At 66.6% G+C, this 22,598-nt stretch carries 23 protein-coding genes; 9 read left to right on the top strand and 14 right to left on the bottom strand.

Features of this window, described 5'->3' with window-relative positions; genetic code table 11:
- The first annotated feature begins 16 nt into the window (after nt 1-16).
- Both FOB47_RS25785 and FOB47_RS25790 read left to right on the top strand, forming a co-directional pair.
- The gene (locus FOB47_RS25785; protein ID WP_053822896.1) at nt 17-358 is read left to right on the top strand and encodes a nucleotide pyrophosphohydrolase; all 342 of its coding nucleotides are present in this window, start codon (nt 17-19) and stop codon (nt 356-358) included.
- 17 nt (nt 359-375) lie between these two features.
- Entirely contained in the window at nt 376-1,257 is an 882-nt protein-coding gene (locus FOB47_RS25790) for a DUF72 domain-containing protein (protein ID WP_244959389.1), read from the top strand.
- Here the strand turns inward: FOB47_RS25790 and FOB47_RS25795 are convergent.
- Entirely contained in the window at nt 1,194-2,471 is a 1,278-nt protein-coding gene (locus FOB47_RS25795) for an MFS transporter (RefSeq protein WP_174782359.1), read from the bottom strand. The genes FOB47_RS25790 and FOB47_RS25795 overlap by 64 nt on opposite strands.
- A 225-nt stretch (nt 2,472-2,696) precedes the next feature.
- On the opposite strand from FOB47_RS25795, the gene FOB47_RS25800 reads away from it, so the two are divergent.
- On the top strand, nt 2,697-3,494 hold the full coding sequence (locus tag FOB47_RS25800; protein ID WP_151023136.1) for an AraC family transcriptional regulator: 798 nt from the start codon (nt 2,697-2,699) through the stop codon (nt 3,492-3,494).
- Between the two features lie 36 nt (nt 3,495-3,530).
- On the opposite strand, the gene FOB47_RS25805 is transcribed toward FOB47_RS25800, so the two are convergent.
- The 6 genes from FOB47_RS25805 to FOB47_RS25830 all read right to left on the bottom strand — a co-directional run bounded on the left by FOB47_RS25805 (nt 3,531) and on the right by FOB47_RS25830 (nt 10,383).
- On the bottom strand, nt 3,531-4,760 hold the full coding sequence (locus FOB47_RS25805) for a M20 aminoacylase family protein (RefSeq protein ID WP_053822898.1): 1,230 nt from the start codon (nt 4,758-4,760) through the stop codon (nt 3,531-3,533).
- 215 nt (nt 4,761-4,975) lie between these two features.
- Nucleotides 4,976-5,827: a fumarylacetoacetate hydrolase family protein gene (locus FOB47_RS25810; protein ID WP_174782360.1), complete on the bottom strand. Its 852-nt coding sequence runs from the start codon at nt 5,825-5,827 to the stop codon at nt 4,976-4,978.
- A gap of 46 nt (nt 5,828-5,873) precedes the next feature.
- Entirely contained in the window at nt 5,874-6,566 is a 693-nt protein-coding gene (locus FOB47_RS25815; RefSeq protein ID WP_244959390.1) for a glutathione peroxidase, read from the bottom strand.
- 56 nt (nt 6,567-6,622) lie between these two features.
- Nucleotides 6,623-8,122 (bottom strand): MDR family MFS transporter, encoded by a 1,500-nt coding sequence (locus FOB47_RS25820; RefSeq protein WP_053822901.1) that lies wholly within the window; start codon nt 8,120-8,122, stop codon nt 6,623-6,625.
- Between the two features lie 284 nt (nt 8,123-8,406).
- Nucleotides 8,407-8,844, bottom strand: a complete 438-nt coding sequence (locus FOB47_RS25825) for a CBS domain-containing protein (protein WP_006576941.1) — start codon at nt 8,842-8,844, stop codon at nt 8,407-8,409.
- Nucleotides 8,845-8,988: 144 nt separating this feature from the next.
- Nucleotides 8,989-10,383 carry a hypothetical protein gene (locus FOB47_RS25830; protein WP_174782361.1) on the bottom strand — a complete coding sequence of 465 codons (1,395 nt, stop codon included), beginning with the start codon at nt 10,381-10,383 and terminating at the stop codon, nt 8,989-8,991.
- Between the two features lie 50 nt (nt 10,384-10,433).
- On the opposite strand from FOB47_RS25830, the gene FOB47_RS25835 reads away from it, so the two are divergent.
- Nucleotides 10,434-10,727, top strand: a complete 294-nt coding sequence (locus FOB47_RS25835; RefSeq protein WP_390884856.1) for a hypothetical protein — start codon at nt 10,434-10,436, stop codon at nt 10,725-10,727.
- A 118-nt stretch (nt 10,728-10,845) separates the two neighbouring features.
- Nucleotides 10,846-11,847 carry a Bug family tripartite tricarboxylate transporter substrate binding protein gene (locus FOB47_RS25840; protein WP_174782362.1) on the top strand — a complete coding sequence of 334 codons (1,002 nt, stop codon included), beginning with the start codon at nt 10,846-10,848 and terminating at the stop codon, nt 11,845-11,847.
- Between the two features lie 65 nt (nt 11,848-11,912).
- Here FOB47_RS25840 and FOB47_RS25845 read toward each other — a convergent pair whose 3' ends face one another.
- Nucleotides 11,913-12,707, bottom strand: a complete 795-nt coding sequence (locus FOB47_RS25845; RefSeq protein WP_174782363.1) for an aquaporin — start codon at nt 12,705-12,707, stop codon at nt 11,913-11,915.
- A 10-nt stretch (nt 12,708-12,717) separates the two neighbouring features.
- Nucleotides 12,718-13,410, bottom strand: coding sequence for a response regulator transcription factor (locus FOB47_RS25850; RefSeq protein ID WP_053822906.1), 693 nt, complete (start codon nt 13,408-13,410; stop codon nt 12,718-12,720).
- 362 nt (nt 13,411-13,772) lie between these two features.
- Between FOB47_RS25850 and FOB47_RS25855 the strand changes: the two genes are divergently transcribed.
- Nucleotides 13,773-14,468 carry a response regulator transcription factor gene (locus FOB47_RS25855; protein ID WP_053822907.1) on the top strand — a complete coding sequence of 232 codons (696 nt, stop codon included), beginning with the start codon at nt 13,773-13,775 and terminating at the stop codon, nt 14,466-14,468.
- Complete coding sequence (locus FOB47_RS25860; RefSeq protein ID WP_174782364.1) at nt 14,465-15,205, top strand: histidine kinase; 741 nt, start codon at nt 14,465-14,467, stop codon at nt 15,203-15,205. Before FOB47_RS25855 ends, FOB47_RS25860 begins: the two co-directional genes overlap by 4 nt.
- A gap of 13 nt (nt 15,206-15,218) precedes the next feature.
- Here the strand turns inward: FOB47_RS25860 and FOB47_RS25865 are convergent, their stop codons facing one another.
- From FOB47_RS25865 to minC, 4 genes are all read right to left on the bottom strand, one after another.
- A complete protein-coding gene (locus tag FOB47_RS25865; RefSeq protein WP_053822909.1) occupies nt 15,219-16,304 on the bottom strand; it encodes a porin in 1,086 nt (361 codons plus the stop codon).
- A 333-nt stretch (nt 16,305-16,637) separates the two neighbouring features.
- A complete protein-coding gene (gene minE, locus FOB47_RS25870; protein WP_006578294.1) occupies nt 16,638-16,892 on the bottom strand; it encodes a cell division topological specificity factor MinE in 255 nt (84 codons plus the stop codon).
- Between the two features lie 15 nt (nt 16,893-16,907).
- Nucleotides 16,908-17,720, bottom strand: coding sequence for a septum site-determining protein MinD (gene minD / locus FOB47_RS25875; protein WP_174782365.1), 813 nt, complete (start codon nt 17,718-17,720; stop codon nt 16,908-16,910).
- A gap of 61 nt (nt 17,721-17,781) precedes the next feature.
- Nucleotides 17,782-18,555, bottom strand: coding sequence for a septum site-determining protein MinC (gene minC, locus FOB47_RS25880; protein WP_174782366.1), 774 nt, complete (start codon nt 18,553-18,555; stop codon nt 17,782-17,784).
- Nucleotides 18,556-18,753: 198 nt separating this feature from the next.
- On the opposite strand from minC, the gene FOB47_RS25885 reads away from it, so the two are divergent.
- Together FOB47_RS25885 and FOB47_RS25890 are read left to right on the top strand one after the other, a co-directional pair.
- Nucleotides 18,754-19,725 carry a magnesium and cobalt transport protein CorA gene (locus FOB47_RS25885; RefSeq protein WP_053822911.1) on the top strand — a complete coding sequence of 324 codons (972 nt, stop codon included), beginning with the start codon at nt 18,754-18,756 and terminating at the stop codon, nt 19,723-19,725.
- A 321-nt stretch (nt 19,726-20,046) separates the two neighbouring features.
- Complete coding sequence (locus FOB47_RS25890) at nt 20,047-20,985, top strand: alpha/beta fold hydrolase (RefSeq protein ID WP_244959391.1); 939 nt, start codon at nt 20,047-20,049, stop codon at nt 20,983-20,985.
- A 99-nt stretch (nt 20,986-21,084) separates the two neighbouring features.
- Here FOB47_RS25890 and FOB47_RS25895 read toward each other — a convergent pair whose 3' ends face one another.
- Nucleotides 21,085-22,587: a tripartite tricarboxylate transporter permease gene (locus FOB47_RS25895; protein ID WP_023264436.1), complete on the bottom strand. Its 1,503-nt coding sequence runs from the start codon at nt 22,585-22,587 to the stop codon at nt 21,085-21,087.
- Nucleotides 22,588-22,598: the final 11 nt, after the last annotated feature.

Raw genomic sequence — 22,598 nt, forward strand, 5'->3', positions numbered from 1 at the left:
AGGCAAGGACGTGCAGATGAAGCTGATTGAAACCGAGCGTTTGCAACAGGTGCTGAACGACTTCATTCGCGCCCGCGATTGGGCGCGGTACCACTCGCCGAAGAACCTGTCGATGGCTCTGAGCGTCGAGGTGGCCGAGCTGGTGGAAATCTTTCAGTGGAAGACGGAGCAGCAGTCTCTCACCGTGATGGCGACGGACGAGCGCGAGCATGTGCGGCAGGAGCTGGCCGACATCCTGATCTATCTGGTCGAGCTGGCCAGTGTGCTGGAAGTCGATCTCGACGCCGCGGTGCGCGACAAGATCGCGCTCAATGCCGCCAAGTACCCCGCGATCACGCCATCGGAAGTGAATCGCTGAATCGGAGGAGGATCGTCATGGCAGCGAATGCATCGACTGAGGCCGGCGTGATCCGCGTCGGCATCGGTGGCTGGACCTATGCCCCCTGGCGCGGCACGTTCTACCCGCCAAAGCTGACGCAGGCGCGCGAGCTCGAGTTCGCCAGCAGCCGGCTGACGGCGATCGAGATCAACAGCACCTATCACGGTACGCAGAAACGCGCGTCGTTCATCAAGTGGAAGGAGCAGACGCCCGACGATTTCGTTTTCTCGGTCAAGGCGTCGCGTTTTGCGACGAACCGCCGCGTACTGGCCGAAGCCGGGGAGTCGGTCGAGCGTTTTCTCGACAGCGGCATTACCGAACTGGGCCCAAAGCTCGGGCCGATCGTCTGGCAGTTCGCGCCCAGCAAGGCGTTCGAGCCCGGCGACTTCGAGGCGTTTCTGGCGCTGCTGCCGCCGCAAGCCGATGGCATCCCGCTGCGCCATGTGCTGGAAGTACGCCACGCCAGCTTTGCCTGCGCGCAATTCCTGGCGTTGGCTCGCCAATACAAGGCGGCGACGGTGTTCACCGACGCCGAGAAATTCCCATCGTTCGCCGATGTGACCGGGGACTTCGTCTACGCACGGCTGATGCGCAGCAACGCCAAGCTCAAGTACGGCTACGCGCCAAAGGCGCTAGACGCGTGGGCCCAGCATGCGCAGGCGTGGGCGCGTGGCGAGGCGCCGGAAGACCTTCCGCGCGTCGAAAACAATGACGTCCTGGCGGACCGCCGGGACGTCTTCGTGTTCTTCATCAACGGCGACAAGGAGCGCGCGCCGGCCGCCGCGACCGCCCTGCTGTCGCGCCTGGATCCGGACTACGAGGCGCGCTTGCGGGTTTCCGGCAGGAACACGGCCAGCACGCCGAGCAGCGGCAAGTAGGCGCACCAGCGGTAGACCGTCTCGATGCCGTGCGCGTCGGCGATGCCGCCGAGCACCGCGGCGCCGATGCCGCCCATGCCGAAGGCCAGGCCGAAGAACAGGCCCGACACCATGCCGACCTTGCCCGGAATCAGTTCCTGCGCGAACACCAGGATCGCGGAGAACGCCGAGGCCAGGATGAAGCCGATCACCAGCGACAGCGCGGCGGTCCAGAACAGGTCGGCATGGGGCAGCATCAGCGTGAACGGCGCAACGCCGAGGATCGAGAACCAGATCACCCGCTTGCGGCCGATGCGGTCGCCGATCGGGCCGCCGAGGATGGTGCCGACCGCCACCGCGAACAGGAAGGCGAACAGATAGAGCTGGGCCGAGCGCTGCGGCACGCCAAAGCGCTCCATCAGATAGAAGGTGTAATAGGTGCCCAGCGAAGCCATATAGAAGTACTTCGAGAACAGCAGCACCATCAGCACCGCCATCGCGCGCGCGACGGTGCGGGCCGGCAGCCGCGGCGCGCTGGCCATCGCCTTGCGCGCCGCGCGGGCATGCTCGGCCAGCCGCTGGCCATACCAGCCGCCCACGCGCCACAGCACCGCGATCGCCAGCAGGGCCGCCAGCGACAGCCAGGCGATGCTGCCCTGGGTGTGCACCACCACCGCTGCCAGCAGCGGGCCGGCCGCGCTGCCAACATTGCCGCCGACCTGGAAGATCGACTGCGCCAGCCCGTGGCGCCCGCCCGAAGCCATGCGCGCCACGCGCGACGATTCCGGATGGAAGATCGACGAGCCGGTGCCGACCAGCGCCGCGGCGACCAGCAACACGCCATAGCTGGGCGCGACCGACAACAGCAGCAGACCCGCCAGCGTGAACCCCATGCCGACCGCCAGCGAATGCGGCTTCGGGTGCTTGTCGGTGTACAGGCCGACCAGCGGCTGCAGCAGCGAGGCGGTGATCTGGTAGGTCAGCGTCAGCAGCCCGATCTGCACGAAGCTCAGGTTGAAGCCGCCCTTGAGCATCGGGTAGATCGCCAGGATCAACGACTGGATCATGTCGTTGAGCATGTGGGCGAAGCTGATGGCGGACAGCACGCGGAAGCCGGTGCGCTCGCCTGCGGCGGCCGCGCTGTGCGCCGCGGGTGCGGCGGGCGCGGCCGGTGTCACGGCGGCATCGGGCACATTGCCCAGTTCGGCAGACAGGGAATCGATTCGCGAAGCCATGGCAAGGTCTCTGTTTGGACTTTTTCCGGGAGCGTTCGGGCGTAGTCGGAAAGGCGCGGGAGCAACACGGCAGCAAGGCTGCACGCGCGCGAACACGGTGATGCTATTCCTTGTGTTGGCGCCTGTCCTGCGAGATTGAGACTACAACCATCTCGAAACGGACAGATAATGGCCTTATCGGGCGCTCAAGACGCCACGCTTTCGCCACATTCCGATATCACCAAGATGGCCGACGCTGTTTCCCTACCCGGCGCCCTGCCCCCGCGCCCGCGCTATATGGCGTACGACCGTGGCCCGATGCCGGTTGCCGCGATGGCCGCCGACTATCAGCCCGGCCACCTGACGACGCGCCACCGCCATCCGCACGCGCAACTGCTGCATGCGGTGCATGGCGTGATGGTCGTGGGCACCGACGAGGGCCAATGGATCGTGCCGCCCACGCGTGCGATCTGGGTACCGGGCGGCACCGATCACTGGATACGCATGGTGGGCCACGTGCGCATGCGCACCGCCTATATCCGCCCGGATGCGGCCGACGGATTGCCGACGCGCTGCACCGTGCTCGGGGTCTCGCCCCTGCTGCGCGAATTGATCCTGGCGGCGATCGATATCGTCCCGCCCTATGTTGCCGATTCGCGCGACGGCCGCGTGATGCAGCTGCTGCTCGACGAGGTGCTGCTGCTGCCTGCATTGCCGCTGCACCTTCCGCATCCCGCTGATCCGGCGCTGCGGCGTATCTGTGCCGCGATTCTGGAAATGCCCGATACGCCGATGACGCTGGCCGACTGGGCGCGGCGATTGGGGATCGACGGCAGGACCGTGCAGCGGCGCTTTGCGCGCGAGACCGGCATGACTTTCGGGCAATGGCGCCAGCAGGCGCGGCTGCTCGCCGCGCTGGAGCGGCTGGCGGCCGGTGTCAAGGTCGTCGAGGTCGCGCTGGAACTGGGCTACCAGAGCCCGAGCGCGTTCGCGGCGATGTTCCGGCGGCAGTTCGGCGTGCCGCCCAGCGCGTTCTTTCGCTGAGCGGGTCTGCCGTCAGGGAAGGCGGTCAGCCGCCGGTCAGGCGCCCAGATAGCGCTCGACCAGCCGCGTCCAGTACGCCGCGCCTATCGTCAGGTTGTCGTCGTTGAAGTCGTAGGCGGGGTTGTGCAGCAGCGGACGACCCGCGCCGTTGCCCAGGCGCACGAAGCAACCGGGACGCTGTTGCAGGAAATACGCGAAGTCCTCGCTGCCGGCGATCAGCGGGATCTGGCCGACGACCTTGTCCGGGCCGACCAGCTCTTCGGCGACCTGGCGCGCGAATTCAGTTTCCGCTTCGCTGTTGACCACCACCGGATAGCCCGGGCGGTAATCGATGTCGACTGCCGCGCCATAGCCCTCGACGTGCGAGCTCACCAACTGGCGGATCCGTGTTTCCAGCGTGGTGCGCACCTCGGGACTGAACGAACGCACGCTCAGTTCCAGCTTGGCGCTTTCCGGAATCACGTTGGGAGCGTGGCCAGCATGCAGCGAGCCGATCGTCACCACCGCGGTCTCGTTCGGATCCACATTGCGGGACACGATCGTCTGCAGCGCCATCACGAGGCTGCCGGCAACCAGGATCGGATCGATCGACTGGTGGGGCCGCGCGGCATGGCCGCCCTTGCCGCGAATCGTAATCGTTACGGTGTCGCAGGCCGCCATCATCGGGCCGGCGCGGAACATGAACGTGCCCACCGGCACGCCGGGATGGTTGTGCAGGCCGAAGATCGCATCGCAGGGGAAGCGTTCGAACAGTCCATCGGCCAGCATCCGCTGCGCGCCGCTGGCGCCGGCGCCGATTTCCTCGGCCGGCTGGAAGATCAGATGGACGGTGCCGTCGAAATTGCGGGTACGCGCCAACTGGCGCGCGGCGCCGAGCAGGATCGCGGTATGGCCGTCGTGGCCGCATGCGTGCATCTTGCCGCAATGGACGCTGGCGTACGGCAGGCCGGTCGATTCCAGGATCGGCAGCGCGTCCATGTCGGCGCGGATGCCGACGCTGCGCCCACTGTCGCCGTTGCGCAGCGTGCCGACCACGCCCGTGCCGCCGACCCCGCGCGTCACCGCATAGCCCCAACGCTCGAGACGCTGCGCCACCAGTTCGGCGGTGCGGTGCTCTTCAAATCCGAGTTCGGGGTGTTGGTGGATGGTACGGCGGATCGCCTCGAGTTCGGTGCGGCTATCCAGGGTATCGGACAACTCGCAATAGGCCGGAGTGAGATCGGCTCCGAGGCGGGACACGAGAATGGGGGGATCAACTTCTGACATGACGGCGCTCGTACTGGCTTAGTCCATGAAGCACAGTATTCCACTTAGGATCGCGAGTGCCTATGCGATTCGCTGTTTGCGCCGCATTTGTTTTCAGAACTGTTGCTAACGGGGTACGGTCCACCCTGATGCGCGCAGGGTCGGGGGAACTCGATCGGCTTCAAGGGATCAGAGCCCCCCTCATGTTTCATTGTGTTACGACGCGAACGAGGCCATCACGCTGAGCGCGTATAGGGCAGCACCCGCTGCGTCTGCTCGCCCAGTCCTTCGATGCCGAGCCGCATGGTGTCGCCGGCCCGCAGAAAGCGCGGCGGCTTGAAGCCCATGCCGACGCCCGGCGGGGTGCCCGTGCAGATCAGATCGCCAGGATGCAGCGTCATGAAGCGGCTGACGTAGCTGACCAGCGTCGCGACATCGAACACCATCGTCGCGGTGGTGCCGCTTTGCATCCGTTCGCCATTGACGTCCAGCCACAGGGTCAACGCCTGCGGATCGGGCACCTCGTCGCGCGTGACCAGCCACGGACCGACCGGGCAGAAGGTGTCGCAACCCTTGCCCTTGTCCCAGGTGCCGCCGCGCTCGATCTGGAATTCGCGCTCGGAGACGTCGTTGACCACGCAGTAGCCCGCCACGTGAGCGAGCGCATCGGCCGCCGGCACATCCTGCGCGCGCGTGCCGATCACCACGCCGAGTTCGACCTCCCAGTCGGTCTTGACCGAATCGCGCGGCAGCATCACGGGATCGTTCGGGCCGTTCAGCGAGCTGGTCGCCTTCAGGAAGACGATCGGCTCCGACGGAATCGGCATGTTGGCCTCGGCCGCGTGGTCGGCGTAGTTCAGCCCGATGGCGACGATCTTGCCGATTCCGGTCCATGGCGTGCCGAATCGCTGCGCTTCTGCGAGCGGCAGGGTGGCAGGGTCCAACGCCGCCAGTTCGGCCAGCGCGCCCGGCGACAGCGTGCGGGCGTCGATATCGCGGACCACTGCGGACAGGTCGCGCACGCGACCCTGCGCGTCGATCAATCCGGGCCGCTCGGCGCCGGCGCTGCCAATTCGTACCAGCTTCATCGTTCTCCTCGTTTTGGCTGTGGGTATTCCTGCGGATATTCAGCGATCAATTCGCCGCCGCCTGATTCGCCTGGCGCGGTGCGGCCAGCAATTGCTCGATGCGCGAGACCAGCTGCCGGTCCGACGGCTTCACCGAGCTTTGATAGCTGGCGACGACGCGTCCGTCGCGGTCGATCAGGTACTTGTGGAAATTCCATTTGGGCGCGGTGCCGCTTTCCCTGGCCAGCCGCGCATACATCGGATTGGCCTGGTCGCCGCGCACATGGGTCTTGGCCAGCATCGGAAACTTGACGCCGTAGGTGTTGAAGCAGAAATCGGCGATCTCCTTTTCGGAACCCGGTTCCTGCGAGAAGTCGTTGGAGGGAAAGCCCAGCACCACCAGGCCGCGTTCGCGGTATTTGGCGTAGAGCGCCTCCAGGCCCTCGTACTGCGGCGTGAAGCCGCAATAGCTGGCGGTATTGACGACCAGTACGACCTTGCCGGCGTACTGGCAAAGGTTCTGTTCGGCCTCGTCCTGCAACCTTGGGAAGCGGAAGTTCAGCGTGGCGGGACAACTGGCTGCGGGGCGCGCCCCCGACGAGGCCTCGGACGTGGGCGCGGCCGCGCCGGCAGGGCGGTTCGCAGCTTGTTCACCGGCGGCATGCAGGCTCGGCGCGGACAGCGCCAGTGCGACGGCCCAGGGCAGGGCGGCGCGGCGGCGCCGTGGCGGCTGGCTCGGGGAGGCAGGGAAGCGGGTCATGGCGTCGATCTCCGGCAAACGGTGACCCGTAGTCTACGCCGGCCCCGACGCCTGCGTTATTCCATCGCCAGCGGCTTGACGTGATCCGGGACGGCGCCACGCAGCTCGACGTCCGGCGTACGCCGGACCAGGCCCAGCGCCAGCAGCGCGGCCGCGGCACCGGTCGCGAAGATCCAGTGGAAGCCGGCCTCGACGCCGCCGGTCAGCAGATGCTGCACCTGCGGCGCCAGTTGCGCGAATGCTTCGCTGCCATGCCGCAGGGCGCCAAGATCCAGCGATGCGCCCACGCTGTCGTGTCCGGCCGCGTGCAGGGCCCCGCGGAAGGCGAGCGTCAGCAGCGTGCCGGCCATCGCGCCACCGAGCGCGCTGCCCAGCGAGCGCAGCACCAGCAGCGCGCCGGTGCCGGCGCCGGTGTCGCGGCGCTCGAGGGCGTTCTGCACGTTCATCAACGTGCCGACCATGCAGATGCCCAGGCCCACGCCGGTCACGATCATCGCGGCCAGCAGCCACACCAGTGAGGTGGCCGGCGTCGCGGTCGACAGCGCCGCCAGGCCGAGAGCCGCGGCGGCAAAGCCGATGGTCAGCAGCCCGCGCAGCCGGCCGAGCCGTGGCGCCAGCATCGCGACCACGAAGTTGCCTGCAACGGTGGACAGCAGGAAGGGCACCACCAGCATGCCGGACGTCGCCGCGTCGGCGCCGCGCACCAGCTGGAAGTGCAGCGGCAGCGCGAAGACGCAGAGGAACAGCGCGGAAGCGGCCAACGCAGAGGCACCGACGCCCAATACATAATTGCGGTTGGCGAACAGGCGCGGCGGCAGCATCGGATCGCTGGCGCGCCGTTCCTGCCAGACCAGCGCCAGCACGCTGAGTCCGGTCAGCGCCGCCAGTCCGGCCATCGGCGCGGACAGCCAGTCGAATCGCTCGCCGCCCCAGCTCATCGCCAGCAGGAAGGACACGATCGCCACCGTCAGCAGCAGCGCACCGCCCCAATCGACGCGAGCCTTGCCGGCCGGAGCGGGCAGGGCGCGCAAGCCGCGATGGCACAACCACATCGCCAGCAGCCCAAGCGGCAGATTGATCCAGAACAGCCAGCGCCACGACAGATGGTCGGACACCCAGCCGCCGACCAGCGGTCCGGCCACCGACGCCACCGCCCATACCGCCGCCAGGTAGCCCTGATAGCGCCCGCGCTGGCGCGGCGACACCACGTCGGCGATGGCCGCTTGCGCCAGCGACATCAGGCCACCGCCGCCGATGCCTTGCAGCGCGCGAAACAGAATCAGCTGCTGCAGCGAACCGGCCATCGCGCAGGCCAGCGAGGCCAGCACGAACAGTCCGATCGCGACCATCAGCAGCCGGCGTCGGCCGAACGAGTCCGACAGCTTGCCGTAGAGCGGCGTGGTGACGGTCGAGGTAATCAGATAGGCCGTGACGATCCAGGACAGATGGCCGAAGCCGTCCAGATCCTGCGCGATCGCAGGTACGGCCGGAATCACCACGGTCTGATCGAGCGCGGCGAGCAGGATGCACAGCACGATGCCGCCGATCACGCGCATGATCGCGCGGTGGTCCGCGGCGGCGGCAACGGGCTGCGCCGGCGCGGGGACCGCGGTGTCGGATGGAGCAATCGAAGAGGGGGCGGAAGCGGGGTCAGGGCGGTCGGATACGGCGGGGCGGGACATCGGAGCGGCGGCGGCGGGCGGCCAGGGATAGCCGCCGTGATAGCGGCGGGGAGGGCGGCCGGAGCCGGCCCTGCAGGACCGGCTTCATCTGTTATTCAGTAAACGCAAAATTATATGCGTTTACCGAATATGCCGTCTGGGACGCTGCTGTCCGCGTGTCAGCGGCTGCCTGCGATGTACTGCTCCAGCTGTTCGATGATGAAGCGCTGTTCGGAGATGATGTCCTTGACCAGATCGCCGATCGACAGCATGCCGATCAACTCGTCGCCTTCCATCACAGGCAGGTGGCGCAAGCGGTGTTGCGTCATCAGCGCCATGCACTCGTCGGTGGTCTGGTCGGCCCGCACATAGACCACCGCGGTGGTCATGATGTCCCGCACGAAGGTTTCGCGGGACGTTCGCTGCATCAGGATGACCTTGCGCGCATAGTCGCGTTCGCTCAGGATGCCGACGATCTTGCCGTGCTCCATCACCAGCAGCGCGCCGATGCTCTTTTCCGCCATCAACTGGAGCGCGGCATAGACCGTCGCACCCGGCTGGATGCTGTAGATGGCTTGCGTCGGCTTGGACGCGAGGACCTGTCGTGCAGTTTTCATCATCCACTCCTGGTCGGGTCGGGAAGGACTGCGGCCCCACTCGCCGGCATCCGCGGCGGGGAGAGGTCCGCCGGTCGGGTCGGCGGTACGCCATTCCAGATTAGCAAAGGATCGGCACACGTCACAGCGTGACGAGGAAGAATCTTACTGGTGTGCCTCTTTAGGCATACCGAGTGGCTTGCCCCAGACGCGCGCGGGTTTGCGCGGCGCCTTCGGCGCTTCGGTCGCGGCCGGATCGCGTTCCGTGGTCAACGCATACGCGCGCGCGACGATGGTCCGAAGCTCGATCCGAGCCGCGCGGTCGCCGCCGGGAACGGCGGCAATGTCGCTCATCGCTTGCAGCATCGAGGCGGCCGCCGTTGGAGACAGCAGGGGCAGGACGGCGGCGAGATCCTTCAGGTGCCGGCTGATCAGCTGGAAACCCTTGACGGTGCCTGCATCCGCTCCCGGAAGCGGCTCCGTCGTCCGCGCCATCGCACAGGGGTTGACCGCGGCGGCGAGGCCGTCGGCCAGCTGTAAGGCGCCGTTTTCCAGCCACTGCCGGAATGCCGGTCCGAGGGGCGACCCGCCCATCAGTTGCACGATTCGCCTGGCCGCCGCCATCTCGAAGCCATGTGCGTTGGCAAACCGGTCGCACAGCGACGCCGCCATGTCGTCGCGCCGGCCTCGCGCCGGCGTGCCGGGGGGCAGCGCAAGCGAGCAAAGCGGCTCGAGGATCAGTTCCAGCTGATCGAGCCGTAGCATCTCCGGCAAGGCGCGCAGCTGCTGATCGACCAGTTCCAGATCGTCGTCGGACACGACCGCGTCGCGGAAATCGAGGCTGGCCGGCAGGTCGATGTTCGCGTCCGGACCAGCGTGGAACCGCCGGCACAGGTCATGCAGCCAGACCAGCCGATCGTCACCGGGCAGAAAGCCCCGTTCGGGAATGAGCCCGACCCGCCCTTCCGCGGGCTTGAAATGCCCGACGGTATGCCGGATGCGTGCAAGGCGTACGGACCCGCACGGCAGCAGCCGGCACAAGGTCCGTACGATCGCAAGCAATTGCTGCCGCAGCGTCATGTGGCGGAACGGCACTTCCACCAGCATGCCTTCCCATCGTCCCGATGGGCATTCGCTCAGCTGGAACCGATAGCGATTGCCGCCAAGCTGAACGATGTGATGGGCGCCGTCGCCATGTAGTTGCTGCAAGAGCTCGCCGGGACAGCGCTGGACGGCCAGCCGGATGTCCTGGATGCCGGCGAACCGGTGAATGGTCAGGGGAGCGCGCATGATGGATGGCAGGGGTGATGATTGGGCAGGGAGGCGTGGCAGGGCACCGCCGCACAGGCCGTCGTGCCGTTGCCATGCAACGAACGGATCGCGCAAGTGTGACGAACTCGTCAAGAAAGGACTTTCGGCAATCTGCAGATTCCACTTGAAGCGGCACGTCGCCACTTGTCGAGTTGCCGCCGAACCTGCATCGGCGCGGTCATCGCGCACCCGTCGCATACCGTCCCGCATCATGGCGTCCGTCAGCGGGGGTGGGATTTGCGGCATCATGGCGGCGTTGCCGATTCCATCGCGGGGTGTTTGCCGCCCCGCCAGCCGCCGTGTCCGCCCACGAAGTTCCGTCCCGCTCCCGCGATGCATCGCCCGCACCCGGCGTACCCGATGCCTGCGACCACTGTCTCGCGCTGGCCGCCGACATGCGCCGGCGCGAGCCGCACGAACGGCTGGCGCTGAAACACACCGCGCCGCTGGTCAGCCAGAGCGCCGCCGGCGTGCCGTTCAGCATGCTGACCTTCGAGTGCCGCGAATGCGGCACCGTCTGGCGCCTGTACGATCGGGCCAACGAGTTGTTCGTCTCCTGGGTGCCCCATTGGCGGCTCCGAGCGTTGGGCTAAGATAGCGCCCGTCGCCGGCCTGGCAGGCATCCGCCCGCCTTCTGCCTGCCTTGCGCATGCGTTATGCCGGCTTTGACCGTCAACCCACGGCCATCACTTTCTGCCAATCTCTGCCGCCATGTCTCTTGCCTTCCGCCTGCCCGGACTCTCCGCCCTTGCCACCGTTGCCGCCGCCTCGTCGTTTGCCGTCGTCGCCAGCGCGCCGGCGGTCGCCGCCGACAACTATCCGTCGCGCCCGATCCGTCTGATCGTCGCCTATCCGACCGGCGGCATCAGCGATACGGTGGCGCGCGCGCTCGCCGAGCGCCTCTCCGATCAGATGGGGACGTCGGTGGTGGTCGAGAACAAGGCGGGTGCCGGTGGCAGCATCGGCATGGATGCGGTGGCCAAGTCAGCGCCCGACGGATACACGATCGGCTTTTCGTCGACCAGTCCGCTGACGTTGAACCCGCACGTCGGCAAGGTCCATTACGACCCGCAGCGCGATATCGCGCCGGTGATGAGCGTGATGTACTCGCCGGTGATCGTGGTCGCCACCTCGAGCTTTGCCGGCAAGTCCTTCCAGGATCTGGTCGCGCAGGCCAAGGCCAAGCCCGGTTCGGTCCGGTGGGCGACCTCGGGCCTCGGCACGGTCGGCCATGTCGTGCTCGAACAGGTCAAGGCCAAATCGCGAGCGGACCTGACGCTGATCCCGTACAAGGGCGCCGGCCAGCAGATGAACGACGCGCTCGGCGGCCAGTTCGAAGTGATGAGCACCAATGCCAGCCCCGCGCTGACGCAGCAGATGCAGGCCGGACGCCTGCGCGCGCTGGCGGTCGGCGCGCCGAAGCGCATCGACGCGCTGGCCGAGGTGCCAACCTTTGCCGAACTCGGTTATCCGAAGGCCAATCTGACCTCGACCTTCGGCGTGTTCGCGCCGGGCAAGACGCCGGCCGCGATCGTGGCGCGTCTGAACGCCGAACTGAACAAGGCGCTGGCCGCGCCGGAAGTTCGTGAGCGCCTGCTCAAGGGCGGCGAGGTACCCACCGGCGGCAGCGCGGCGCAGTTCGCCGCGGCGATCCGGGCCGAATACGACGACAACGGCCGCATCGTCAAGGAAGCCGGCATCAAGGCGGACTGAGCCGGCGCGCAAGCCCGGTGCTGCGCAGTGTCCGCGCTGCCGCCGTTCACTTGACGCGCGTCCCCTCACGCGGGCGGCGGGGGATCGCAACCGGGCTCGGCCGCCTCGGCTGCCGCCCACTGTGCCAGCGCCGTCAGTTCGTCCGGCTCGGTCAGCAAGCCATCCTCGTCGAGCAGGCAGAACGCGACCAGCCCGCCCATCAGTCCACCGGCCACGGGCGCCAGCCAGAACAGCCATAGCTGCGCGATCGCCCAGCCCTGCACGAACAACGCCTGGCCGGTGGCGCGGGCAGGATTGAGCGCGGCGTGGGTTACCGGCAAGGCAAGCAGGTGGGCCATCGCCAGCGCGAGCCCAAGCACCACGGGACCCGCAGCGATCAGGCGGCACCGGTGGGTGACGCTGGCCGTCACCAGCGCCAGCATCGCGGTCGCCGCGAATTCGATCGCCAATGCGCTGGGCAAGTCGTAGCCGGCAGGGGAATGCAGACCGTAGCCGTTCGCGGCGAAGCGCTCGGACGAAAACGCGAAATCGGGCCTGCCCTGCGCCGCCAGCATCAGCAACGTCGCGGCGGCCACGGCACCCACGAGCTGTGCGATGCAGTAGGGAATCACCTCTCGCCACGGAAAGCGCCGTGCCGCTGCCAGGCCCAGGCTGATGGCTGGATTCAGATGGGCGCCGGAGATCGGTCCGACCGCCCGCGCCATCGCATAGGCCGCCAGCCCGAACGCGAGCGCGATGCACAGCAGATCCGCGGCGGTATCCGGTTTGCAGCCGGCCAGCACCACCACGCCGCATCCGGCAAAGATCAATCCGAAGGTGCCGACCGCTTCCGCGAGCAGTCTTCTGGCGAGGGAAGCCATGGTTCGCTCCTTAGATGGGGTCGACCACATCGAGGCGGCAGCCGGCCGAATACACCGTGGTCAGCCGCACGCCGTTGTGCGGCCACAGGGCCAGCTTGGTCCGCACGCGTGACAGATGGCTGTCGAGCGTGCGCGAACCGTCCGGCAGCGCGCGGTGCCAGACCTCGTCGATCATGGTCTGGCGCAACACCAGCTGGCCGAGATGCCGGAACAGCAGAATGGCCAGATCGAACTCCTTGGGCGACAGCATGACCGGCGTGCCGGTCAGATAGGCGCGCCGTTCAGTAGTCGAAAAACGATAGGCACCGACTGACAGATCGAAGCAGCCCTCGCCCGTATCGAGCATGCGTCGCGCCAGTGCATGGATGCGGGCCGCCAGCTCCGCTCGCCGTACCGGTTTGGCGATGAACGCATCCGCGCCCTGCGCGAGGCCGCGGCACAGTTGGCACTCCTCGGCAGCATCGCCGAGCAGCATCACCGGCAAGCGGCTGCCGATGGTGCGCCGTACCCACAGCAGCACGTCCTGGGCGGCGATGCCCGGCACTTCCCAGTCCAACAGCAGCATATCGAACGCTTCCTGGCGCAGCGCCATCATCAGGGTCCGTCCTTCCCGGAAGCGAATGCATCGATGGCCTTGCAGGCTGAGCGTTTGCTCGAGCACCACGGCTTGGGTGGGATCGTCTTGCAGCGCAGCGATTCTCATGGCGTCTGCTCTCCTCGCATGTCGATCTCGATTTCGATGGCGCGGGGGCGGCGCGCGCCCCGAAGCGCGACAAGGCAGTCCACTGGCGGGCTTCACCGGCCGCGGACAGTCGGAGCTCGGGCATTGGCCTTTGCCGTCTAGCCGCTGGCATTGGTGCGGCAACGTCGATCCGCGCAGGCATCGTACGTTCAGGCATCGGCATGCCGAAAGTGAGAATTTGTTGAAACCTCAAATTGAGGCAATTCCTATTTGTAAACGGCCGCGCGCAATCTTAAATGCGGGATGGTTCGATGCCCGATGGCAATGGAACGGTCGCAGGCAGACCGGAGTTCGATCGCTCACCACCGTGAACGGAGTTGCGCATGAAGATCGCATCGCTCGAAGACGAACCCGCGCAGGCTGCGTGGATCCAGCAAATCGTGACCGAGGCCGGCCACTGCTGCGTCAGCTTCGGATTGAGCCGGCAGTTGCTGCTGCGCTTGCGCAATGAGAGTTTCGATCTGTTGCTGCTCGACTGGCAGATGCCGGACATGAGCGGCAAGGAAGTTCTGCACTGGACCCGCGCCAACCTGGATCGGCGCGTGCCCGTAATGTTCCTGACCTGCCGCGGCGCCGAGGAAGATGTGGTCAGTGGCCTGTGCGCCGGGGCGGACGATTACATGGTCAAGCCGATCCGGCCGGGCGAGCTGACTGCGCGCATCCAGTCGCTGCTGCGCCGTGCCGACAGCCGCCGCGGCGGTACCGACGCTCGTGTCAGCCTGGGCGGCTATGTGTTCGACAGCGCCGCACGCACCGTCACGCTGAACGGCCGCCCCGTCGAGTTGACGCCGAAGGAATTCGACCTGGCCCTGCTGCTGTTTCGCAACGAGGGACGCATCGTCGCGCGCAACTATATTGTCGCCGCGGTCTGGGGCAGGGAGATCTCGCCGCTGTCGCGCACCATCGATACGCACATGTCCCGCGTACGCAGCAAGTTGGGTTTGCGCGCGGATCGCGGTTTCCGGCTGATTCCCGTCTATACCCACGGCTATCGGCTCGAGGCGGTGAGCCTGCCATGAGTGTGCTCATCCGCATGTGGGACCGGTTTGCCCGTCTGGCCGCATGGCGCCGCCGCTGGGCCCGAAGCGCTGCGCGGCGGGGGGATCCGGTATGGCGAGCGGTGGTCCATGGCTTGGCGCACGATCTGCGCGTTCCGCCCACCGACATGCTGGCGCTTGCCGGGCTGTATCGCGCCGGTGCACTGGCCGGGCCGGCGTTTACGGCGCAGGTCGTCGCGCACGCGCGCGAGGCGCTGAACCGGGTCGATGAACTGGGCTGCCTGATCGAAGAGGCCGTTCATTCGTATTGCCGCGAGCCGATCGATCTGGCGGCATTGGTCGCCGGTTGCGTCGATGCGGCATGGAGCGCGGCCGACGAGGCGGGCGTGATCTTGCACTGCCAGGCCCTGCCGACCGTCGCCTGGGTGGAAGGCGATGCCCGCATGCTCGAGATGGCGGTCACCCGCCTGCTGGCCCGTGCGATTCTGAACAGTTCGCCCGGTGCGGCCGTGCATCTGCGGATCGGCATCTCTGGCCGTGCCTGCTCCGTGGAGGTGGCGACCGCGGCGGCGTCGCCCGATGAGGTCGTCGCGGCGCTGACACGCAGTACGCCGGCCGGAATGTTCGTGCGCCGCGTGATGCGATGCCACCGCGGCAAGCTGACGTTGGGCAAGGAACGCGGCGCGGCGATCTGGCGCCTGGTGCTGCCCCAAAGCAAGAAAGCACCCGAAGGTGCTTTCTTGCCTCTGGATCGGTGAAAGACGACGCCGATCAGAAGATGTGGCGGATACCCACTGCCACGCCGGTCTGGTTGCTCTTGCCCGGCAGTTCGGTGCGAGCACCGTCCTTGACCTTGTTGTAGTCGACCGTACCGTAGACCTGGGTACGCTTGGACAGCGCGTACTCGGCCAGCAGCACGCCGGTGTAGCGCTTGCCATCGTTGCCGGCAACGCCGTCCTTGTTGTCGATGTCGTCGTAGTAGAACGCGCCGGTCAGGGCCAGGGCCGGGGTCAGCTGATAGCTGGCGCCCACGTAGCCGATCTTGTCCTTGCGCGGGTTCGCCGCATGGTTGCCGCCCGCCGGGATCGGGTTGCCGGTGGTGGTCTGATCCGGGTTCAGGAAGCCGTTGTCGATGACGCCGGTGTGGTCCTTGCCGCCGATGTAACCGACGAACAGCTTGGCCGCGCCGATGGTGTACTTACCGGCCACGCCCCACATCTGCTGCTTGTTCTCGTTGATGTCGCGGATTTCCTGGTACACGCCGCCGATGCCGAACGGGCCGAAGGCGTACGAGGCACGGGCACCCCAGTACTGGTTGGTGCGCACGCTGCCGGCTTGCTCGCCGAAGCCATAGCTGGCGCCGACGTTCAGGCCACCGAACTTGCCGTCATAGCTGATGACGTTGTCGCGGCGCAGTTGGGTCAGGAAGAACGGCCAGGCGTTGTTGTTGTAGTTGCCGATCGTCAGCGGATCGTAATCACCGAACAGGTTGAAGCCCTCGGTGTACTGACGGCCCAGCTTGATCGTGCCGAAGTCGCCCGACAGACCGACGTAAGCCTGACGGCCGAACAGCGTGCCGGTGGCCTGGTTGCCGCGGCCGGTATCCGGATCGAAGCCGTTTTCCAGCTGGAAGATCGCCTTCAGGTTGTTGCCCAGGGCTTCGCTGCCCTTGATGCCCCAGCGGCTGTTGGTGATGGCGCCGTTGGTCAGTTCGACCAGGCCGTCATTGTTGGCGTTGGCGTTGGTGGTGTAGCGAATGCTCTGGTCGACGATCCCGTACAGCGTGACGGAGGATTGCGCGTAGGCGCTGCCGGCGAACAGGGTGCCGAGTGCGAGAGTCAAGGCCGATTTCTTCATGGTGCTCCTTTTCTGTCTTGTGGTTCTGTCGCCGGATCGCGGCGGCATTTATTGGCTCTACGTTGTCGGTAGACGCCGCGAAAATTTATCAAAACGTAACCCGTTCCGACACCAATCCATGCCGGAGCGGGGCTGAATGGACGCCGCTGGTGCAAATTCGTTGTCCGGCCGCGACAGTTGCCCGCAATGGTGCATTGCGGCGTGCAAAGTCGGGCCCGCGAAGGCGTGCGGAAACAGAAAAGGGGAAAGGCGGGGAGGGCGAGGGCGTCCGCGTCGGGACACCCCGCCAAAGGGGGGGGCGGCCGGACCGGCCGGCCGGCCGGCCGCTGACGATCAGCTCTGCGGGATCTCGATCTTGACCTCGAGCACCTCGAGGTTGTCCTGGCGCTCGAGACTGACCCGCAGGTCCTGATCGCCGATCTTCACGTATTTCGAGATCACGGCAACCAGCTCGCGCTGCAGTGCCGGCAGATAGTCGGCCGGCGCGGAATGGCCGGTGCGTTCATGGGCGAGGATGATCTGCAGCCGCTCCTTGGCGACCGACGCGGATTTCTTTTTCTCCCCGAGCAGGAAGGACAGGATCGACATGGGGATGAGCCCTCCTTACTTGTTGCCGAACAGGCGCGACAGCAGGCCCGGCTTCTGATAATCGACGAAGCGCATCGGCTTTTCCTTGCCGAGGAAGCGGTCCACCACGTCGCCGTAGGCGTCGGCCACGTCCGTGCCCTCCAGATGGATGGCCGGCGTGCCCTGGTTCGAGGCATGCAGCACGGCCTCGGATTCGGGAATCACGCCGATCAGCTTGATACGCAGGATTTCCTGGATATCGGTCAGCGACAGCATCTCGCCGCCGTGCACGCGCTTCGGGTTGTAGCGCGTGATCAGCAGATGTTCCTTGATCGGCTCGCCTTCGCTGGCGCGCTTGGTCTTGGACGACAGGATGCCGAGGATGCGATCCGAGTCGCGCACCGACGAGACTTCCGGATTGGTGACGATCAGCGCCTCGTCGGCAAAATACATCGCCATCAGCGCGCCGGTTTCGATGCCGGCCGGCGAATCGCAGACGATGTATTCGAAGTCCATGGCGATCAGGTCCGTGATCACCTTCTCGACGCCTTCGTGCGTCAGCGCTTCCTTGTCGCGGGTCTGCGAGGCCGGCAGGATGAACAGGTTCTCGCACTTCTTGTCCTTGATCAGCGCCTGGTGCAGATTGGCCTCGCCCTGCACCACATTGATCAGGTCGTAGACCACCCGGCGCTCGCAACCCATGATCAGGTCGAGGTTGCGCAGGCCGACGTCGAAGTCGATCACGGCGGTCTTGTGGCCGCGCAGGGCCAGCCCGGCGGCGAAGCTCGCGCTGGTGGTGGTCTTGCCGACGCCTCCCTTGCCGGAGGTCACAACGATGATTTTTGCCATGGCTCTTGGTCCAGTAATAGGGTTGAAGCTTGCGCTGCGATGTTGCGGAACTCGGCCGGACTCACTTCATGCGAAGCGGCTCGAGAATCAGGGTTTCGTCGGCGAGCCGGACCTGCGCGGGCTTGCCCAGCACGTCGGGCGGCAGGGTCTGTTCGGCGGTCCGGTAGATGCCGGCGATCGAAATCAGTTCGGGTTCCAGGCAGGTGCAGAAGATGCGCGCGTCCGGATTGCCCTTGACTCCCGCCAGCGCACGGCCGCGCAGCGGGGCGTAAATATGGATATTGCCTTCGGCGATGACCTCGGCACCGAAGCTGACCACGTCCATGATCACGACGTCGCCGTGCGCGTAGATCTGCTGGCCCGAGCGCAGCGGCCTGTCGATCAGCATCGTGGTGGCGGCGCGCGCCGGTTCGGGTGTCGGAGCCGCAGCGGGAGCAGGAGCCGCAGCGGGAGCAGGGGCTTCGCTGGCCGCAGCGGCCGGTTCGGCGTCGCGTGCGCCGGCGCGCCCGTTGCCGCGGCGGCTCTGGCTGTCCAGCATCGGCAGCCCGCAGGCCTGGGCCCAGTCGTGCTGCTCCTGGCGCGCCACCACGCCGATCGCGCGGGCCTTCAGCGTCGACAGCGTGTCGATCACCGCGCCCAGTTCCGGCCGCTGGCCGTCTTCCAGCGAGCGCAGGTCCAGCGCGATGACGTCGTTCGAGAAGAAATCGGGGGTAGCTTCGAAGCGCGACAGCAGATCGTCTCGCAGCGCCGAGGTATCCGCGGTATGGAGCGCAAGAAGGAGGGCGTCGACGTTGCCACTACGCAGCTCGAAGTGTGGCGATTTCTTCTGGGACATAGCCGGGTAAGCGTGGAAATATCGCATTCTAACTGCCTCTTCCCGGCGAACTGTAACAATTGTCGTTCAGGTGACCTGCACGGCGCGACGTTTGGCGGCGACGGTGGCCAGCCTCGGCGGGCGTAGCCGCAATATCGACCTTTGTCCTCCACCGCACCGCCGCTTGTTACGATTGCGCATCCTGACCGAGGAGCGTTCATGGGTGCGATCGTCAATTGCGTGGCCTACCGCGGCGGCAAGCGGCTTGGCGAGGTCCCGTTGGAGGACATCAGCGAGGTATTGAAGACGCCTGGCACATTCGTCTGGCTCGGCCTGTACGAACCCGACCTGGCGCTGCTGCGGCAGGCGCAGCTCGAATTCGGCCTGCACGATCTGGCCGTCGAGGACGCGCTGAACGCCCATCAGCGTCCCAAGCTGGAGGCCTATGGCGACAGCGTCTTCATCGTGCTCAATACCGCGCAGCTGGTGGGCGACAGCGTCGAGATCGGCGAGACCCATCTGTTCGTCGGCCCCAATTACGTGGTGTCGGTCCGCCATGGGGCCAGCAGTACCTACGCACCCGTGCGGGACCGCTGCGAGCACGAGCCGCACGCCTTGGCCAACGGGCCTGGCTACGTGCTGTACGCGCTGATGGATTTCGTGGTCGACCACTACATGCCGATCGTCAACCGGCTCGAGGACGCCTTCGAGGAACTGGAGCAGGGGCTGTTCCGCGACCAGTTCGACCGCACCGCGATCGAGCGGCTGTACCACATCAAACGCCAGGTGCTGCGGCTGCGCAATGCGGTCTATCCGATCGAGGAGATGTGCGGGCAGCTGATCCGATTGCACGAGGAACTGGTGCCCAGGGATCTGCGGGCCTATTTCCGCGACGTCGAGGACCACGCCAGCCGGCTGCTGCGAACGCTCGACGTCGTGCGCGAAATGCTGACCACCGCGGTGCAGGTCAACTTGGCGCTGGTGACGGTGGGGCAGAACGAGGTGGTCAAGCGGCTGGCGGGTTGGGGCGCCATTCTGGCGATTCCCACCGTGGTGTTCAGCCTGTACGGCATGAACTTCGAGTTCATGCCGGAGCTGAAGCTGCCCTTCGCCTATCCGGCCGTGATCGCGGGCACCGCGCTGGCCTGCACGGCGCTCTGGCGCAAGCTGCATCGGGCGGGGTGGGTTTGAGGGCCTCAAAAAAACCGGCCACCACCTCCGGTGCCGGGGCGCGACATTGCGATGGTGGTGGCCGGGTCCTCGCAAGCTGCCCGTCTCGTAAACAACGGAGGGCATGTTACGAGCGCGGCGCTCGCCCGTTCTCGGGAATCGTCCGCGGTTTTTGCGTTTGACCCGTGGCGGCTTAGGCGCCACGCAAAAACTGCGCGCTTTGCACGATCGCGATGGCGGTAATGCCGCGGCGGGGCAACGAACAGCAGGCGCCGGGGCGGAGCCAGGCGTCGGAACGCAATTTGCATCGTGGCCCGAATCCGTTTTTTCGGAGGCGCGACGATGGACGATCCGCACGATATGCCCGCGGTTTCGACCGCTTCGGCGACGGAAATCGCCGAGCGGCAGGATGCGGTGACGCACCGGACGCTGGACCTCGACGGCATCCGCATCTTCTACCGGGAAGCCGGTCCGCGCGACGCGCCCGCAGTGCTGCTGCCGCACGGCTACCCCTGCTCGTCCTATCAGTACCGCCGCTTGCTGCCGGCGCTTGCCGATCGCTGGCACGCCGTGGCGCCGGATTTTCCGGGCTTCGGCTATAGCGATACGCCGGAATTCGGCGCATTCGGCTACGACTTCGATGCCTATGCGGCCTGTCTCGAGCGATTCGCCGACGCCCTCGGGCTGCGGCGGTATGCGCTGTATCTGCATGACTACGGATCGCAGATCGGTCTACGCCTCGCCATCCGGGCGCCCGAGCGGATCGCCGCGCTGATCATCCAGAACGGCGACATCTACGAGGACCAGCTGGGCCCCAAGTACGAGACCATCCAGCGCTATTGGGCCGACCCGTCGCCGGCCAACCGCGCGCCGCTGGAGGCGGCTGCCAGCGAGCACGGGTTTCGCGACGAGTTCGTCGGCGAAATCCGCCCGGAACATGTGCCACGCCTGTCGCCGGATCTATGGACGCTGCACTGGCGCCTGATGGACACGCCGGTCCGGCGCGAACTGGCCGTGCGGCTGATGGAAGGGCTGAAGGCGAATCTCGACTGGTTCCCGCGCTACCAGGCCTATCTGCGCGAACACCAGCCGCCCACACTGATCCTGTGGGGCCCCCATGACGGCTATATGCCGGAGGCCGCCGGCCGTGCCTATCTGCGCGATCTGCCGCGGGCCGAGCTGCATATGACCGACGGCGGCCACTGGCTGCTGGAGACGCATTTCGCGCAGGTATGCCCGCTGATCCGGGACTTTCTCGGCCGCGTGTGGACGGGCGCGTAGTCGCGTGCTTAGTCGCGTGCGTAGGCCCCTCCATTGCGACTGGCGGCTCCCTCTCCCGCCCGCGGGCGAGGGAGGGGGAGACGGAACACCGCGGCCTCGCTATTCCTCCTGGAACGCCTCCTCGCGCTTGGCCTTGACCGCCGGCAGCGCCACCACGGCGACCAGCGCGGCGGCCGCGACCAGCAGCCCCAGCGACAGCGGCCGCTCGATGAATACGTGGAAGTCACCGCGCGACAGCAGCAGCGTACGGCGGAAGTTCTCCTCCATCATCGGCCCCAGCACGAAACCGAGCAGCAGCGGCGCGGGCTCGCAGCGCAGCTTCATGAAGATGTACCCGATCATCCCGCAGGCCGCCGCGACGAACACGTCGAACACGGTGTTGTTTACCGAATAGACGCCGATGCAGCAGAACGTCAGGATCGCGGGGTACAGGAAGCGGTACGGCACCTTCAGCAGCTTGACCCAGATGCCGATCAGCGGCAGGTTCAGGATCACCAGCGTCAGGTTGCCGATCCACATCGAAGCGATCAGCCCCCAGAACAGCGAGGGGTTGCTGGTCATCACCTGCGGACCGGGCTGGATATTGTGGATCGTCATCGCGCCGACCATCAGCGCCATTACGGCGTTGGACGGGATGCCAAGCGTCAGCAGCGGAATGAACGAGGTCTGCGCCGCGGCGTTGTTGGCGGACTCGGGTCCGGCCACGCCTTCGATCGCGCCCTTGCCGAATTCGTGCGGATGCTTCGACGTCTTCTTTTCCAGCGAGTAGGCCGCGAACGACGACAGCGACGCGCCGCCGCCCGGCAGCACGCCGAGCGCCGAGCCGAGCGCGGTACCGCGCAGCACGGCCGGAATCATGCGCTTGAAGTCCTCCTTCGTCGGGAACAGGTTGGTCACGCGATCGGTGAAGGTCTCGCGCGACTCCCTCTGCTCCAGATTGACGATGATCTCGGCAAAGCCGAACAGGCCCATCGCCAGTCCCGTGATATTGATGCCGTCGGTCAGCTCCGGCACGTCGAACGAGAAGCGCGCCACGCCGGAATTGACGTCGGTGCCGATCAGGCCGATCAGCAGGCCCAGCACGATCATCGCGACGGCCTTGACCAGCGAACCCGATGCCAGCACCACGGCGCCGATCAGGCCCAGCACCATCAGCGAGAAATACTCGGCCGGCCCGAACTTGAAGGCAAGCTCCGACAACGGCGTCGCGAACGCGGCCAGGATCAGCGTGGCGACGCTGCCGGCAAAGAACGAGCCCAGGCCCGCCGTTGCCAGCGCGACGCCCGCACGGCCCTTGCGAGCCATCTGGTAGCCGTCCAGCGTGGTCACCACCGACGACGATTCGCCCGGCAGATTGACCAGGATCGCGGTGGTCGAGCCGCCGTATTGCGCGCCGTAGTAGATGCCGGCCAGCATGATCAGCGCCGCGACCGGAGGCAGCGTATAGGTGATCGGCAGCAGCATCGCGATGGTTGCCAGCGGGCCCAGACCGGGCAGCACGCCGATCAGGGTTCCCAGCACGCAACCCAGCAGCGCGTAGGCCAGGTTCTGCAGCGACAGCGCGGTCGAAAATCCCAGCGCCAGATGGTTGAGCAATTCCATTGCGTGGCCCT

It is taken from the genome of Cupriavidus gilardii (genome assembly GCF_013347325.1).
GTDB classification, from domain to species: domain Bacteria; phylum Pseudomonadota; class Gammaproteobacteria; order Burkholderiales; family Burkholderiaceae; genus Cupriavidus; species Cupriavidus gilardii.